The sequence below is a fragment of the Viscerimonas tarda genome, from assembly GCF_054601255.1.
On sequence record NZ_BAAHWV010000001.1, the window covers coordinates 152,862 to 169,769 of the forward strand.

At 42.5% G+C, this 16,908-nt stretch carries 15 protein-coding genes and 1 tRNA gene; 8 read left to right on the forward strand and 8 right to left on the reverse strand.

Annotation, left to right across the window (positions count from 1 at the left end):
• Positions 1–2 precede the first annotated feature (2 nt).
• From ACYPWY_RS00695 to ACYPWY_RS00705, 3 genes are read right to left on the reverse strand one after another with little or no spacing between them, the layout of a single operon-like run.
• Entirely contained in the window at positions 3–797 is a 795-nt protein-coding gene (locus ACYPWY_RS00695; RefSeq protein WP_459683352.1) for an undecaprenyl-diphosphate phosphatase, read from the reverse strand.
• Positions 798–803: 6 nt separating this feature from the next.
• Complete coding sequence (locus tag ACYPWY_RS00700) at positions 804–1,046, reverse strand: DUF3098 domain-containing protein (protein ID WP_459683354.1); 243 nt, start codon at positions 1,044–1,046, stop codon at positions 804–806.
• Positions 1,047–1,063: 17 nt separating this feature from the next.
• The gene (locus ACYPWY_RS00705) at positions 1,064–1,942 is read right to left on the reverse strand and encodes a cell division protein FtsX (RefSeq protein WP_459683355.1); all 879 of its coding nucleotides are present in this window, start codon (positions 1,940–1,942) and stop codon (positions 1,064–1,066) included.
• 371 nt (positions 1,943–2,313) lie between these two features.
• On the opposite strand from ACYPWY_RS00705, the gene ACYPWY_RS00710 reads away from it, so the two are divergent.
• A complete protein-coding gene (locus tag ACYPWY_RS00710; RefSeq protein ID WP_459683356.1) occupies positions 2,314–2,466 on the forward strand; it encodes a hypothetical protein in 153 nt (50 codons plus the stop codon).
• A 639-nt stretch (positions 2,467–3,105) separates the two neighbouring features.
• On the opposite strand, the gene ACYPWY_RS00715 is transcribed toward ACYPWY_RS00710, so the two are convergent.
• The 3 genes from ACYPWY_RS00715 to ACYPWY_RS00725 form a co-directional block, all read right to left on the reverse strand.
• The gene (locus ACYPWY_RS00715; protein ID WP_459683357.1) at positions 3,106–3,978 is read right to left on the reverse strand and encodes an energy transducer TonB; all 873 of its coding nucleotides are present in this window, start codon (positions 3,976–3,978) and stop codon (positions 3,106–3,108) included.
• Between the two features lie 28 nt (positions 3,979–4,006).
• Entirely contained in the window at positions 4,007–5,458 is a 1,452-nt protein-coding gene (sufB, locus tag ACYPWY_RS00720; RefSeq protein WP_459683359.1) for a Fe-S cluster assembly protein SufB, read from the reverse strand.
• Positions 5,459–5,773: 315 nt separating this feature from the next.
• Complete coding sequence (locus ACYPWY_RS00725) at positions 5,774–7,420, reverse strand: alkaline phosphatase (protein WP_459683361.1); 1,647 nt, start codon at positions 7,418–7,420, stop codon at positions 5,774–5,776.
• Between the two features lie 127 nt (positions 7,421–7,547).
• Between ACYPWY_RS00725 and surE the strand changes: the two genes are divergently transcribed.
• The 5 genes from surE (at position 7,548) to ACYPWY_RS00750 (ending at position 12,973) form a co-directional block, all read left to right on the forward strand.
• Entirely contained in the window at positions 7,548–8,336 is a 789-nt protein-coding gene (gene surE, locus ACYPWY_RS00730) for a 5'/3'-nucleotidase SurE (protein ID WP_459683362.1), read from the forward strand.
• A gap of 47 nt (positions 8,337–8,383) precedes the next feature.
• Positions 8,384–8,692 carry a DUF6922 domain-containing protein gene (locus ACYPWY_RS00735; RefSeq protein WP_459683363.1) on the forward strand — a complete coding sequence of 103 codons (309 nt, stop codon included), beginning with the start codon at positions 8,384–8,386 and terminating at the stop codon, positions 8,690–8,692.
• A gap of 516 nt (positions 8,693–9,208) precedes the next feature.
• Entirely contained in the window at positions 9,209–11,050 is a 1,842-nt protein-coding gene (locus ACYPWY_RS00740; protein WP_459683364.1) for an ATP-binding protein, read from the forward strand.
• Positions 11,051–11,065: 15 nt separating this feature from the next.
• Entirely contained in the window at positions 11,066–12,208 is a 1,143-nt protein-coding gene (lpxB, locus tag ACYPWY_RS00745; protein WP_459683365.1) for a lipid-A-disaccharide synthase, read from the forward strand.
• 6 nt (positions 12,209–12,214) lie between these two features.
• Complete coding sequence (locus ACYPWY_RS00750; RefSeq protein WP_459683367.1) at positions 12,215–12,973, forward strand: FkbM family methyltransferase; 759 nt, start codon at positions 12,215–12,217, stop codon at positions 12,971–12,973.
• 228 nt (positions 12,974–13,201) lie between these two features.
• Here ACYPWY_RS00750 and ACYPWY_RS00755 read toward each other — a convergent pair whose 3' ends face one another.
• A complete protein-coding gene (locus ACYPWY_RS00755; protein WP_459683369.1) occupies positions 13,202–13,789 on the reverse strand; it encodes a MarC family protein in 588 nt (195 codons plus the stop codon).
• A gap of 318 nt (positions 13,790–14,107) precedes the next feature.
• Here ACYPWY_RS00755 and ACYPWY_RS00760 point away from each other — a divergent pair, with 318 nt between their 5' ends.
• Entirely contained in the window at positions 14,108–14,971 is an 864-nt protein-coding gene (locus ACYPWY_RS00760) for a hypothetical protein (protein ID WP_459683370.1), read from the forward strand.
• 333 nt (positions 14,972–15,304) lie between these two features.
• On the forward strand, positions 15,305–16,408 hold the full coding sequence (locus tag ACYPWY_RS00765; protein ID WP_459683371.1) for a Fic family protein: 1,104 nt from the start codon (positions 15,305–15,307) through the stop codon (positions 16,406–16,408).
• A gap of 341 nt (positions 16,409–16,749) precedes the next feature.
• Here the strand turns inward: ACYPWY_RS00765 and ACYPWY_RS00770 are convergent.
• A tRNA-Val gene (locus ACYPWY_RS00770) sits at positions 16,750–16,824 on the reverse strand.
• Between the last annotated feature and the right edge of the window lie 84 nt (positions 16,825–16,908).

Sequence of the window (16,908 nt, forward strand, 5' to 3'; positions counted from 1 at the left end):
TCTTACATAATGGTTAATTCGTAACCCAGTAGTGTCATAACCAGTATAATACCGCCTATCACAATGCGATACCAACCAAAAAGCTTGAATCCGTATTTTGTGATGAATCCGATGAAGAATTTGATAGCCAGCATGGCCACTACAAAAGCCACCACATTTCCGAGTATCAGCGTACCCATGTTTTCGGTCAATATATCAATGCCATTTGGTTCTAAAAACAGTTTCAACAATTTATAGCCCGATGCGGCAGCCATGGTTGGCACAGCCAGAAAAAACGAAAATTCGGCCGCATTTTTCCGGTTAAGCCCTTGTGCAAGACCGCCAAAAATGGTGGACATCGAACGCGAAACGCCCGGAATCATCGCAATACACTGGAAAAAGCCGATGATAAGCGCATTCTTCTTGGTTATTTCCTGATCTTCTTTTGGTTTGTTGAACCAGTTGTCCATAAACAACATGACAACGCCACCCAGTATGAGCGTGATGGATACCACTTGCACATTCTCCAACAGCTCGTCTATTTTATCGCTGAATATAAATCCGAAAAATGCCGCAGGAAGAAAGCCGATAAAAAGTTTCAGGTAAAAATCCCAGGATTGCAAAAACCGTTTCCAGTAAAGAAACAGAACAGATAATATGGCTCCGAACTGAATGATAACGGTAAACGCTTTCACAAATTCGGTGCTTTTGACGCCCAAAATGCTTTGTGTAATAATCATGTGCCCCGTTGACGACACAGGCAAAAACTCGGTCAGTCCCTCAACAATGGCAATGATAATAGTTTCTAATACGTTCATGCTATTTTATTTGTCTGTTTCGTTGGGTTTGCCTTGAAATAAAATGCCGACAATCATCAGTAAAAAGCCGGAAAAGCACACCATTGGGGCAACTACGGTTCGTCTTGTACTAAAAATATCGGCTTGAAAACCTTCTTCAATTGTTGAGGCAGAACCGGTCATCAGCAAAAACCCGATGATGACGATAAGTACCGAAACAGCACAGATAATATAATTTTTTTTGCCGAAAGCATATTCTTTTTTGTCCATAGATGTAAGTAAAAAAATTAGATATAATAAAGATTGTTAGTTTTCATTTTCAAGTATTTATTCACAGCCGACCGGGTAGCCAGCCAGGTGAGCAGTATGCCAAATGCTAAAACGGCTGCATAAATAATCAGCAAATCGCTGATTTGTATGATTGAAATCATCTCGGGATATTCTTTTATGGAAGAATAAACCAGGATGGTTATTAACATATCGGCTATTATGGCGGCAACTACACCCATAAAGACAGTACCTTGCACAAATGGCCTCCTGATAAACGAATCGGTGGCTCCAACCAGCTGCATGGTATTGATAATAAACCTCTTGGAATAGATATTTAAACGAATGGTGTTTCGGATGAGGGTAAACGAGATAAACAGCAACACCAGAGCCATAGCCAGCAGCGCCGTCCCTATCTTCGACAGATTGGAGTTGACCATTTCGAGGTCGTCCTGACTGTAAATAATGTTTTTAACTACCTTTTCTCCTTTCAGTATTGCTTCAACAACTTTCATGCTGTCGGGGTTGGCATATTCTGCTTTCAGGTTGATGTCGAAACAGCTGGAAGCCGGATTGTAACCGAGTATTTCTTCGGGGTCTTTTCCCAAATCGGTAATCAATTGTTTTTTTATTTCTTCTTTGCTGACAAACTTGACTTCTTTGGTAAAAGGCTTATTTTGCAGTTGATTTTGTAATTTGGCAATATCGGCGCCTTTCATCGTATCCGATATTTCGACCGTGATGGCGATATTCTCTTTAACGAGCGATGTAATTCTCTTTCCAAAAAAACCGACTAGAATTGTTAGCCCCAACAACAATAAGACCAGCGTAATACTTACGGCAGTAGTCATTCCGGCGCCCCATAACGAGGAAGAACCACCTTGTCTGTTTTTTGCCATATTTTATACAAGTATTCTCTTTGATTTATAAAATGGGTACAACAACCCTAAGTTTGATGCAAAGGAACAAAATAAAAACCATGCAAGAGAATATTTTTACTTTTTTAAGAAAAGAAGGGGAGGGGTTAAAGTTCAAGGTTCAAAGTTCAAGTTTTCGGGTTCAAAGTAGAGACGTGACGCGTATTTCGTAGGGGCGTATGGCATACGCCCGCTGCCGCGAACGGGTTTTGTAGGGGCGAAATATCTTTCGCCCGCTGCTGCGAACGGGCGTTTTGAGAATGGTAATTTTGATAGCCTTACCTTACCTCCCCCATTTGGTCAGAGCAACCACATGAAAAAAGTCCAAAGGACTTTAATATGAATAACCCCCAATGAAGCGAAACGTAGTGAGCGATTGGGGGCGGGTAGGTACAGCTCTTTTCACCAACGCCGAAGGTGTTGAACAACAACGAGTGTGCATTCAACCCCCATTGGGAGCAGGGCTGTTAAGTTCTATTGATAAACACTCGTTTTTGTGCCGTTAGGCACAATATGTTGGTAGAAATGTTGTTCTCTTCTCTTCTTCGTGCCGTAGGTACGAGATGTGTGTATATTGCGTACCTGACGGCACGCTCTTAGGGATGAGAATCTGTTTTCTACCAACATATTGTGCCTAACGGGATAAAACTTAACAGCCCTGCCATTCGGGGGGTGGGTAAGCGTGGTCGCTTTCCGCAATAATTTATTAATTTCAAAATACTAGAATAGTATAATTTGATGGGCGTTTTTTGGGTGAAACAGGCTTAAAATCCAATTTTTGGGCGCTAAGCAGTCAAACAACTAAAAAGAGCTTGTCCCCCCAATTGATAGACGCGAACACCCAATGCACGGAAGAAATAGAATTCAATTATAATAAATTGATTATCAATGTATATATAAATAGTTGAAACGCTATTTTTCCGTCTTTTCACTGTACTGATTCCGGTTATGAGCTATATAAAATACTTCTTCTATTTTAATGGTATAAGTGAAATTATCTATTAAATGGACACAAATACGGCGAGCGATTTTTTTTGCCGTATCTATCGCTTTTTTTAAACTAAAAATAATCTATTAACACCAATATACTAGAATAGTATAATTTATAAAGGCGGTTTTTATTGTGCGAATATAGAAAAAAACACCTACCTCCGAAGTCTGAATATTATCGGTAAAGTATAATATACATCCACCGGTTTGCCGTTCTTTTTCCCCGGTGTCCATTTCGGCATTTTATTCACCACCCGTATGGCTTCGGCATCAAGAACGGGCGATAAGCTTCTCATAGCTCCGGCATCTTTAACCGAACCGTCTTTCGCAACTACGAAGCGAACAATTACACGCCCTTCTATTCCGGCTTTAGAAGCTTCAACAGGATACCTCAGGTTATTGGCAATAAAAGCCATTAATTTCTGCCGTCCACCCTTAAATTCCGGCATTTCTTCACCAGTAGTAAAATAAACGCCATTTTCATCCATTTTGGGTGCAGGCCTTTTGGCTTCCGCCGCATCAGGGTTTTTCTTCACCTCATCATCGCTCAATTTGAATATAATCGGCAATGTATAACGTACATCCACCGGTTTACCGTTTATTTCCCCGGGCGTCCATTCGGGCATCAAGCCGACTACCCGTAAGGCTTCGGCATCGGTTTCGGGCGACAAGCCTCGTATAACTTTCGCACTACTAATCGAACCGTCTTTGGATACGACAAAACCAACAAAAACACGGCCTTGAACACTATCTGCTGCCGCTTTTGGGGGATATTTTAAATTGTCTCCGACAAATGCCAGCAGGCCATCTGTTCCTCCCGGAAATTTCGGCATTACTTCAACAGAGCTGTGAGCGCTGTCTTTTGCAGCCTTATATTGTTCTCCCAGCGGAGTGGTGGCAGAGCTAACGCCATCTACCGGCGTTTGAACCGAATCGGGCGAAGCCGGTACGGCGCTTCCGAATATCATTATTGTTGCTACTGGAATGGCCAGCAAATACTTGGCCGACATGTTGTGTTTATTCTTCATGGCAATATGTTTTTAAAATTATCAATATTCAACCCACGCTTCCTTCGAGGCTTATTTGCAGCAGTTTTTGCGCTTCAACGGCAAATTCCATCGGCAGTTTTTGCATCACTTCTTTGGCATAGCCATTCACTATCAATCCTACGGCATCTTCGGTAGGAATACCGCGCTGGTTGCAATAAAAAATCTGGTCTTCGCTGATTTTTGAGGTCGTTGCCTCGTGCTCGACTATGGCCGTATTGTTGTGAATGTCGGTGTAGGGAAAGGTATGCGCCCCGCATTTGTCGCCCAGCAAAAGGCTGTCGCATTGCGAGTGGTTTCTGGCGCCCTCGGCCTTTGGCGAAACTTTCACCAGGCCGCGGTAAGAGTTTTGGCTTTGTCCGGCGGAGATGCCTTTCGATACAATGCGGCTTTTGGTGTTTTTGCCAATGTGTATCATTTTTGTTCCGGTATCGGCTTGTTGGTAGTTGTTGGTGAGGGCAACCGAATAAAATTCCCCCGACGAATTATCTCCGGCCAGGATGCAGGACGGATACTTCCAGGTGATAGCAGAGCCTGTCTCTACCTGCGTCCACGATAATTTGGAGTTTATTCCCTTGCAAAGCCCCCGCTTGGTTACAAAATTATAAATCCCGCCAACTCCTTCCTTATTGCCCGGATACCAGTTTTGCACGGTAGAATATTTCACTTCGGCCCTATTGTGTACCACAATTTCCACAATGGCGGCATGAAGCTGGTTTTCGTCGCGCATGGGAGCGGTACAGCCCTCGAGGTAACTGACATACGAATCGTCGTCGGCAACAATCAACGTCCGTTCAAACTGACCGGTATTGGCCGCATTGATGCGAAAATAGGTGGACAATTCCATGGGGCAGCGAACCCCCTTGGGTATATACACAAACGAACCGTCGCTAAACACCGCCGAATTGAGCGCGGCGAAAAAGTTGTCGCGGTACGAAACCACCGACCCCAGGTATTCTTTCACCAGCTCGGGATGTTCCTTCACCGCCTCGCTGAACGAGGAGAAGATAATCCCTCTCCTGGACAAATCTTCTTTAAAAGTTGTTTTCACCGAAACGCTGTCCACCACCGCATCAACAGCCATTCCAGCCAGCTGTTTTTGTTCCTGCAGCGGAATACCCAGCTTGTTGAAGGTTTTTATCAGTTCGGGGTCCACCTCGTCCATGCTTTTCGGCCCCTCTTTTTGTCTGGGTGCGGCATAGTAGCTGATGGATTGGTAATCTATTTGTGGAATCTTGAGATGCGCCCAGGTTGGCATCTCCAATGTCAACCAATGCCTGTAAGCCTCCAGCCTGAACCGGAGTAACCACTCCGGCTCGTTCTTTTTAGAAGAAATAAGCCTCACAACATCCTCATTCAGCCCCTTGGTAATAACATCCGTATCGATGTTGCTAAAAAACCCGTATTTATATTCGCCGTTTGTAAAATCGTCTAATATATCGTCTTGATCATTGTCCTGCATAAGCGTCATAATTTAGATGCAAATTTACGAAAAATAGGGGAAGATTGTTTATGTATCGTTGTTTTTTGTGGAAAAGAGTAGGTAAAATGCTATTAAGTGGGAGTATAACCCAGCCTCCTTGTGTCTCCAATTCGTTGTTGAATTTCCGAAAACTTTCCTGTTTTGCAAACTTTTCGGAAATTGCGTAGGGGAAAACCTATCCGTCTGCCCCTGACGATGAGAGGCTGTGTCATAAGTCTGTCATTGCGGGTCGGAGCCCGCAATGACAAATTCAGAAAAGAGACTTATGACACACACCTCTACTTCATTCACCATTTATTTCATCTTCACCCCCAATCCCGCAGGCAGATAAAACGTATCGTTTTTGTCTATATATACTGCAACCGAACCCAAATCGAAGGCCGTTTTGTTGAGGTAGGCTACCGATTTGAATGCTGGAATTTCGAGGGTGTTTCCGCCTTTTTTTACTATTAGTACGGGGAATTTGGTCGATTTGTCTATTGTGTATTCCAGACCTTTGAAAACTTCGGTGTGTTTTGCGAATACTTTTTTTGTTAGTTCGGGCAGCGTTGTTTTCAATCCCAGCACATCAAACAAGTAAGCGTTTATTTGCATATTGGTATTCATGCCCGTGGGAGGGGTGCCCTGAGGGTGGTAAGCCGCTAAAAACACTTCCTCGCCCGTATGTCCTCCGCTGGTGAAGCCGAACCACAGGTGTTTGTTGAATATGTTTACTATTGTGTTGCCCATGTTTTTGCTGTCGCTGGCTTTCATGTAGTCCACCAATTTGTAGTTTTGCGAACCTGCAAGCGCCTTCACATCGTCCCCGGTTAAATCAATGCCGGTATATTCCTTGAAAACTGCTGCAAATTTTTCGGGCTTTTCTTTCAATAACAGTTTTTCCATTCCTTGCGATGTTCTTTTTATTTTGGAGACGCCACCGAATAGTTTTTCGATGCTGGCGCGGTCGTAACTGGGCAAATCGCGCCGACCAATTGTAAATCCGCTGTTTCCATGGTCGGGAAGGATGATAACCGCTGTTTCGCCGTTCTTTTTAGCAAACTCTATGGCCGCTCCTACGGCCTTATCGAAGGCCAGAAACTCGGAAATGCATCCCACAGGGTCGTTTGCATGGGCAGCCCAGTCCACCTGACTCCCTTCGACCATCAGGAAGAATCCATTTTTATCCTTCGACAGCAGGTCGATCGCCTTGCTTGTCATTTCTTCCAAAGACGGAACCTTTGCCGGATCGCGATCTAAATCGTAGGGAAGCGCTCTGTCGCCAAAAAGCGCCCACACCTTGCTATTGTCGCGGTAGTTGCGGAAAGCCGACAGGTCGTCTTGAATCAATTTGGTGCCGTTATTGGCAAAATGCTGTTTAATATCGTCTGTCAGCAGACTGTTTCCTCCTCCAAACAATACGTTGAGGTTGTTGTATGCTATTTGCGGGGCGATGTAATCGTAGGTTCCCCGGCTGTAATAATGCGATGAACAGTCGGCTGGGGTGGCATGTGGAAATTCGCAGGTGAAAACCATCCCTGTGGCTTTGTTGCGGTCTATTCTGGCCGCCTCGAGGATGGTAACCAGTGGTTGGTAAGCCATGCCGGGGTCAACCGGATACAAATCGTTTGCAGGGTCGGCAACCGGATAAATGGCCACATTGCCGGTTTGTTGAGGCACGCCCGTCATGTAGCAGGAGGTGGTTGGCGCCGAATCGCCTATCGGTGCATTGGACGAAAAAGTTTGCACCGTTCCGCACATATACGGGTCGAGATTCAGATTTTTCCCCAGTTTATTGTAAAAGTTAAACCAGCGGGCAGCCGACACCACTCCGATAGATGTGCCGTCGGGAATCATCAGAATCACATTTTTTACGGGTTTCACGTCCTTCGGATAAACCTTTCCCCAACCGGGGCTAACAATCAGGCATACAAGCACAACAAAAATTACTATTTTTTTCATCGGTACATTTTTTTGAAATTCGTACAAATATAAGCTTTTAAGAAAATCAATGCGCATTATTTGATAATAAATCTTTGAAATAAATCCCTTATCTTTGTTTTTTGATTAAAAGGTATAAAAAGTATTTATGACTAAAAAGAAGCCCCTGATTTTTATTACGAATGACGATGGTTATCAGGCCAAAGGAATAAAAACGCTTATAGAATCGGTAACAGGATTGGGCGAAATAGTAGTAGTAGCGCCGGATGGGCCGCGTTCGGGGATGTCGGGCGCCATAACCAGCATACAGCCAATCCGCGTAGGTTTGATGGAAGAAGACGAAGCAAAAGACCTGAAAATATATGCCTGCACAGGTACGCCTGTCGATTGTGTGAAGCTGGGCATCAGTGAAATAACAGGTCGCCAACCCGATTTGGTACTGACCGGAATCAATCATGGCTCAAATGCTTCCATCTGCGTGCTGTATTCGGGAACGATGGGCGCGGCTATCGAGGGTTGCATTTTCAAAGTTCCCTCCATCGGTTTTTCCCTGTTAGACCATCGCCCCGATGCCGATTTTTCCAATGCCGAAGCCATCACCCGCAAACTCAGCGAGGAGATTCTGAAAACCGGTTTGCCCGAAGGCGTGTGTCTGAATGTAAATATCCCCACCGGAAAATTGCAAGGCATCAAAGTATGTCGCCAAACAGCCGGGCGGTGGGTCGAAGAATTTGCCCGCTCAAAAGACGGAGCAAACAAGGAAATCTTCTGGTTAACAGGTCGTTTTGAGAACGATGAGCCCAATAACCCCGAAACCGACGAATGGGCCTTGGCCAACAACTACATATCCATCGTCCCCACCAAAATAGACATCACGGCACATGAGGTGATAGAGGGCTTGAAGGGATTGGAGAGAATTTTGCCCTTGGAAGGGTGATGTATTGGAGTAATTTTGTAATTTTACAGTGTGATAAAAACAGTTAGATGATTGCAATAGAAAATAACCGCTTTTCAGAGAATTTGTTTTGGGATGCCGATATGAATGATTTGGATTTGGACGTACACAAAACGTATGTCGTCGGGCGGGTATTGGACTATGGCGAGTGGAACGACTGGCAAATTATCCGCAATTATTACGGAATGGAAGAGTTGAAAACGATAGCCTTGCGCATCCGCACGATGTTTCCAAAATCGCTTTCGTTCATTGCCACCATGACAAATACGCCCGAAAACCAGTTTCGTTGCCACGAACAAGTGAAGGCTAAGAGACATGGGAATTATTTTATATCATGAGCGATATTATAAATCAATAAAATAGAAGATAAGAAACAGATATTAAGCGTATTAATACGCACATTTTAAAATTTTGGAAAAAGCGTTTAGCTTTCTGAAATTAGGACATTCAAAAAATAACAAATTAATTCATTAAATGTCTATTGAAGGACGGACGTAAAACAAATTTTATAATGAAAAAATATTTTTTAGACATGGCAAAAAGTAGTCCCGTCCCTAATGGACCAAGTCAACATCCGGGTAAGCTTTCAGGAGGTGGAAGAGGAAATAATCCATCAAAATAAGTGAGTTGAAACTCTCCGCCGTCGGCATAATATCCTCGTTACGTCAAACTAAAAGCAGGCCTCCGGTCTGCTTTTTATGCTCAACAAAGAAACGGAATACCCCCACAAAACTAAGTTAAGGCTTTCAGCCTTAGCCTATCCGGACTTTTTCAAGGTTGGCCCTGCGGAATACCCCCGCAAACCATCAAAATTAAAAACGAATTGCTACCTTTGCAGAAAATACATGTGGAGCATGGCAGCAGACATCAACGAATTATTGGAGCGACTGAATATCACAGATGAATCGGTGAATATTGAGGCAAAGCGGGCTGGAAAAATCGACAGGTCTGTCATGGAAACTATAAATGCTTTTTCCAATGAACCTAATTTGGGCGGAGGCTACCTGCTATTAGGTGTGGAGCAGGACGAATCCGTCGAAACTCCGCAGTATGTCGTTACCGGAATAAGTGATCCCGATAAATTGCAATTGAATTTGAGTTCGCAATGTGCCGATTCTTTTAATCAAACCGTTCGACCCGAAATTAACGTAGAAACGATAGACGGTAAAAATGTCTTACTTGTCTTTGTGCCGGAACTGCCAGCCTCGCAAAAACCGATTTATTTCAAGGATAAAGGCTTGCCTCGTGGTGCATACAGACGAATTGGATCAAGCGACCAGCGTTGCTCCGATGATGATTTGTTTATCTTTTACCACAAAGAAGACGAGCTTGATGGTAGCATTATTAAAAATTCGGGATTAGATGACATTAGTGAAGAAGCCATTGCTTTGTATCGCAATCTGCGAGCAAGAGTCAACCCTTATGCCGAAGAATTGCAATACGATGATATTGAATTATTGCAGTCTTTGGCTTGCCTGAAACAGGAAGCGGACAAATACTATTTGACGTATGCCGGCTTATTAGTGTTTGGTAAACGAACCTCCCTTCGCCGTTTACTCCCCATGGTTCGGGTAGATTATATCCGAGCGCCGGGCAATACATGGATTGAAGACCCTGATAATCGTTTTACCACAGTAGATATGCGTGGCTCGTTGCTCGAAATGGTGCAAAGAGCTTTCAATCTTGTTTCCGATGATTTGCCCAAAGGTTTTTTATTGCCCGAAGGCGAATTGCAAGCGGGCAGTAATGGGCTTCCTGCCCGTGTCTTGCGTGAAGCAATAGTCAATGCAATGATTCACAGAACATTTAGAGTAAATCAGCCTATACAAATCATTCGTTACAGCAACCGTATTGAGATAAGTAATCCCGGCTTTTCATTGAAACCGGAAGAACACCTTGGTATTCCGGGGTCAGTAAACAGAAATCCTATTATTGCAACTATATTTCACGAGACCAATTTGGCTGAGACCAAAGGCTTTGGTATTCGTACCATGCGTTTATTAATGGAAAAAGCACAAATGTTGCCTCCTACTTTTGAGAGCAATCACGGCCTCAATCAATTTACTATCCGTCTCCTGTTGCATCATTTCTTGGGAGAAGAAGATGTGAATTGGCTTGCCAAATTCAAGGGTTTCGACTTGAATGAAGACCAAAAACGCTCGTTAATTCTCACAAGGGAAGTTGATGCAATAGACAATCCTACTTATCGACAGCTCAACGGAATTGAAATGCTGAAAGCCAGCATAGATTTGCGAGATTTGAAAAACAAAGGAATCCTCACACAAAAAGGAAAAGGTAAGCAGACTTACTATGTCCCTGGTGAAGAGTTCATAAACTTGTTGCCTATTCGTGAGGATAGTTTAACGAACCAGTTCGATGCTTTAACGAACCAGTTCGATGCTTTAACGAACCAGTTCGATGCTTTAACGAACCAGTTGCCTGATGACTTAAAAGAAGAAATAAAACTATTAAAGCACAGGAGTAAGAAAGAGAATATAAAAAATGTGATACTTGCTTTATGTGAATGGAATCCACTTACATTAAGTCAAATAGCTGAAATGATGAATAGAACCGGCGAAAAACATTTGTTATATACCTATATTACACCGCTACGCAAACAAGGCAAATTGGAATACACCATTCCTGAAATGCCGAATCATCCTAAACAGGCATATCGTACGGCAAACAAGAAGTGAATAAAAACAAAACTCATGAAATACTTTATAATAGCAGGCGAAGCCTCAGGCGATTTACATGCCTCGAACTTGATGGCGGGATTGAAGAGGGAGGATGCGGAGGCCGATTTCAGGTTCTTTGGCGGAGACCTTATGCTGGCGCAGGGTGGGGTGTTGCTGAAGCATTACCGCGAACTGGCTTTCATGGGCTTTGTGCCGGTTCTGTTGAATCTGCGGACTATCCTTCGCAACATGAAGATGTGCCAACAGGCTATTGTTGACTACCGCCCCGATGTGGTTGTTTTGGTCGATTACCCCGGCTTCAACCTGAAAATCGCTGAGTTTGTGAAGAAAAACACGGCAATTCCTGTCTATTACTACATTTCGCCCAAGGTGTGGGCTTGGAAAGAGTACCGCGTGAAATCGTTTAAGAAGTACGTCGATAAAATGTTGTGCATCCTGCCTTTTGAGGTGGATTTTTATAAGAAGCATAACTACAAGGTCGATTATGTGGGCAATCCTACGGTGGATGCTGTGGCCGGTTTTCGCGATAAAAACAAGGGTGATACAGCCAGTCTTTTTCGCGAAGAAAATCGCTTGTCCGCCAAGCCTGTTGTGGCGTTGTTGGCCGGAAGTCGGCAGCAGGAAATAAAGGATAATCTGCCCGCCATGCTGGAGGCTGTAAGTCGATTTGGGGATTATCAGGCAGTTATTGCAGGGGCGCCCGGCATCGAACCGGACTACTATAAAAAATATGCGGGGAGCGATTCGTCCATTGTTTTCGGGCAGACCTACCGCTTGCTGGAATATGCCGATGCCGCTTTGGTAACTTCGGGAACGGCGACCCTCGAAACCGCTCTTTTCCGCGTGCCGCAGGTGGTGTGTTACAGAACGCCACTACCCCGGTTTACATACTGGGTGTATAAAAATCTGCTGACCACGGAATACATTTCGCTGGTGAACCTGATTGCCGGAAAAACCGTTGTGCAGGAGCTATTCGCCAAGTTTTTCTCCGTCAAAAGTATTGGCGATGAGCTGGATAAAATGCTGAACGATACCGCTTACCGGAACGAGATGTTGGCCGGATACGACCGCATAATAGCGATTCTCGGCGCACCCGGCGCATCGGGCAGGGCGGCCAAGTTAATAGTGAACAGCCTTAGTAAAGAAACAAAATAATTCATCATGATAAGTAGCTTAAAAAGATTCATATTCCGCTTTGTTAAACTCGAAACTTACCTCAAACTGATGCAAAGCGGCTATTTTGCAGCCTATAATTGGGGGATACTCAAATCGAACGAAACCTACAAGTACCATTATTTTGTCAGGAACTTGATAAAGAAAGGCGATACGGTGATAGATATTGGCGCCAATCTGGGCTATTATACCTTCCTGTTCTCGAAGTGGGTAGGCGATGCCGGCAGGGTTTATGCCGTAGAGCCGATTGAAATTTTCAACAAAGTACTGCAAAGGAAAGCAGGCAAACAGAAAAACGTTACATTTTTCCCTTATGCTTTGGGCTTGGAAGAAAAAGAGGTGTTGATGGTAACATCCTCCGGTGCGGGCTACCTGAGAACCGGACTGCCGCATGTGTTCGACCCGAAGAGGGACAGCTCTCCGCAGGCACAGGATTTTTCGTTCACCGTAGAAATGAAGGTCCCTTCGGTTTTGTTCAGGGACATTGACCGGATTGACTACATCAAATGCGACATCGAAGGCTTTGAATACACGGCGCTTACCGAAATGGAGGACATCCTCAAACGCCATAAACCAACTGTTCAGGTGGAAGTATGGGCCGACACCGAACAGCAACTACTCGATTATTTCGATTCGCTGGGATACACGCCCTACAAACTGCTGAAAAAGAAACTGGTATCGGACAAAGACCTGATTAAACAAGCAGGAGGCGACTACATTTTTATTCCGAACAGCGACAAGAGATAACTGATAACCTAGGCTCATGCCGAAAAACTGGGGATGACAACTATCCAGCACAGCAAACACAAAACATAGGAACGCGAATCACGCGGATTACGCAAATTTTCGCAATTTATATATTATTCAAAATCAGTCAATTAATAAAATCAGTTGCGCAAATTCGCGTAATCCGCGTAATTTGCGTTCTTCTTGTGTTCGACTATTTACCCCCATATTTCCGGCATGTTCCATAATCTACCGGAACGATTCGATAAGCGCATTAAAGTTGGAGGTGAACAAGCGCACGGCTATTGCCATAAGGATGATGCCGAAGAACTTCCGCATCACATAAACGCCGCCAACGCCCATTATCCGCTTCACAATTCCCAGGTTCTTCAGGACAAGGAATACGATTACGATATTGAGGAACAGGGCAATGATAATATTCACGATGTCGTATTCGGCACGTATCGACAAAAGCGCAGTAAATGTGCCGGGGCCGGTAATCAGGGGAAAAACAACAGGCACAAGCGTAGAAGAGCCCTCGGGCGCATCATTCTTAAAAATCTCAATGCCGAATATCATCTCAATCGAAATGATAAATATGACCAACGAGCCGGCCACAGCAAAAGATGACACATCCACATTAAAAAGCTGCAATATCCACTCCCCCACAAACAAAAAAACCACAAAAATGCAGAACGAATAAACCGAAGCCTGCAAAGGATTCAAGCTCCGCCCCTCCTTCTGAAAATTAAGAAAAACAGGCGCCGACCCCAACACATCAATCAAGGCAAACAAAACCACAAAAACGCTGGCGATTTGGGTAAAATTCAAGTTCATAACAAGTTGTTTTATAAGTACATTGCAAAATTAGTAAAAAATGGGAGTTTTTGATGTGCTTTTTTTTCTGCAATGTTAATTTATTAGTATCTTTGATGCGAAAGTTTTGAGGATGCTGTTCCAAAGATTGGAGGTCAAAATACGCAATTAGTAAAAAGTAATAGATAATTAAACAGCAATGATTTATGTTGAAGTTTGTAAAAAGAATGGTTGCGTATATTTATGAGTTGCAGGCAAGCGGTGGATAGTGGTGCGGGCAGGTAATAACAGAATAAGGTTGAGATTTATTTACAGTCAATAAATCAAAATAATAAGAAAATGAAGGAAAAATTAAATTTAAAAGTAGCAGGAGCAATCATTATGTTCTTGGTTGGTGTTATTATTATGTTATTAACTAGCGATTTACAAACAACAGTAAGATTTATGCAAGTAGTTTATAACATTGGTTTGTCTTTAGTTGTTGCTGGAGTTGTTGGATTATTTGCGGAATTAGCATTTGGTTCTTATTGGTCTACCAATAAGAATGAGTTGCGTGGTGGTATGATGGAGGTTGCAGAAATAAGAAATGGCTATGGAGGCTACCACAATTGGTTAAATCAAAAATCTGTTAAGGAAGTGCAATTTTCTGGACGTTCAGTTTTACACAATATGGAAAGAGACTTTCAAGAACATTTCAGGAATGGCGTTGCAGATATATTTATTCAACAAATGCAGAAAGGAGTGAATATTAAAGTCTTATTTTTGGACCCAGCGTGGAATATGATAAATCAAATATCAACAAGTGAAGGACGTGCAACACCTAAAGCATTATATCTTGATTTAGAAAAATCATTAATAATTATAGAGGAATTAGCAAAGAAATTAGATGAAATAAAACCTATTGGTAGTATAGATATTAAAGTAGTTTCTGAAATTAATCAGTATGCTTACCATTACGTTGATTATAGAAGTGATGAAACATCAGAAATGTTAGTCGGATTTTATTTTGCAGACCAATTAGGTTTTAGGTCATCTCTCTTTAGTGTTGATGATAAAAAAATAAAAAGTAGTTTTAAACAACATTTTGGATTATTATATGGTAAAGCTACTGAATTATTACATTATACGAAAGGACGACCAGTAGAATTTAAGCGAAATTGTTATACAGAAAGAATGGAAATTATTAGAAACAACACAAAATAAGTGATAAAAAATGCCTGCACATAACGTGGCAATTTGCCACAATGGCGGCAGTATCCCGCACAAACAGCAGTGCAATTTTTGAAGTTTCATTCCCGCATGAGCCTCAGTAAGCCCGCCACTGCGCCAAGCCGTCAACACGTTAGCTTTAAGTGTTCCACCGCCACCCCGCCGCCTTAACGAAGAAGATAAAAGTCGTAGAGAGTAGAGATAGAATTTTGGCATTTGTTTTTGAGAATTGGGGATTGAAATAATTTTTTTAGATAAAATATAGGTATAATATGAATATATAATGTATCTTCGCAGTTGAATTTACAGATAAGATACAGATACAATATGGATAAATATATTCAAAAATTAAACTTTGATTTTCTTACAAATCAGCGCGTAATGCAACTGATAGCCGCTATTGACGAATATCGCGGTAAATGGAATGTGGTTGAAAAACACGAAAATCGTTACTTGAAAGAATTGCGAAAAATTGCCACAATAGAAAGTATCGGTTCTTCTACTCGTATCGAGGGTTCTACAATGACGGACGAAGAAGTGAAACAGTTGCTCAAAGACGTAAAAATTACCAAATTCCAAACACGAGACGAACAGGAAGTCATTGGTTACTACGATGTTTTGGAACAAATTTTTGATAATTATTCAGAAATTAAACTCTCGGAAAGTTATATTAAACAACTTCACCAACTTTTGATCAAACACAGCAACAAAGACGAGCGACACCGTGGCGGATATAAACATTTGTCGAACAAAGTCGTAGCAACCTACCCGACAGGCGAGCAAAAAGTAATTTTTTCCACCACAGAACCCGCATTTGTTGAAGGCGAAATGTTTGAACTCATCGAATGGACAAACCGTCAATGGCAGGACAAAGCAATACACCCGCTCATAGTTTTATCCGTTTTTATTTACGAGTTTTTGAGCATACACCCTTTTCAAGACGGCAACGGCAGGTTAAGTCGTTTGCTTACAACGCTTTTTCTTTTGCAACTTGGCTATGAATTTATGCAGTATATTTCGTTTGAAAATCACATTGAAACACACAAAAAAGCATATTACGATGCCTTAATTACGGCACAGCGGAAACGAATAAAGCAAGAAGATATTATAGATAAATGGCTGATATTCTTTCTGGAAAGTTTGAAATCATTAAGCGAAAAATTAGACAAAAAATATGATGTTTTCAAACAAAAAGGCGGCTATTTGAACGAGAGGCAGAAATTCTTAAAAGAATTTATCACTAAACAAAAGACCGTTAAAATTTCGGACATAACCGTTGCTTTCCCCGACATTTCGCCTAACACGCTAAAAAAGGACTTGCAATACTTAAAAACCGAACAAATTGTAAGCGCCGTTGGTCAGGGAAAAGGAATGGTTTATGTAATCAATTACCAAAACGACAACACAACAGAACAACCGAGCCTCGCATAACGAGCGGTTTTTTGCTATGCTTTGCCGTACTCCCGCAGAAACGTTAGTGTTAATTTGCAAGTTTATCGCCCGCACAAACATTAGTGAAAGCAAGCACAGCATAAAGCCGCCAACATGTTATATGCGATATGCGATAAATACGATAACAAACACCAGCGCCTAACGGTTCGTGCGTAGTTCGAGGCATGTTGTTTCTAAAAGTGGGGCAGAGTTATAATCCATAAAAACTCTTGTGATGACTAAACTCTTATTTAGGAGTAATTCGTATAGTTGCATGCAAATTGTGCCTCCCCACAAAACAAAAAAAAGACCCACAAACCTGTAAGTCTTCATTCCCAAGGTGGGCGTTGAGGGATTCGAACCCCCGACCCTCTGCTTGTAAGGCAGATGCTCTGAACCAGCTGAGCTAAACGCCCTTGTTGTTTTTCTGCATTTTCGCTCAAATGCGATGCAAAGATATAAAAAATTTGAAGAATGAAAAACTAAATGGGATTTTTTTT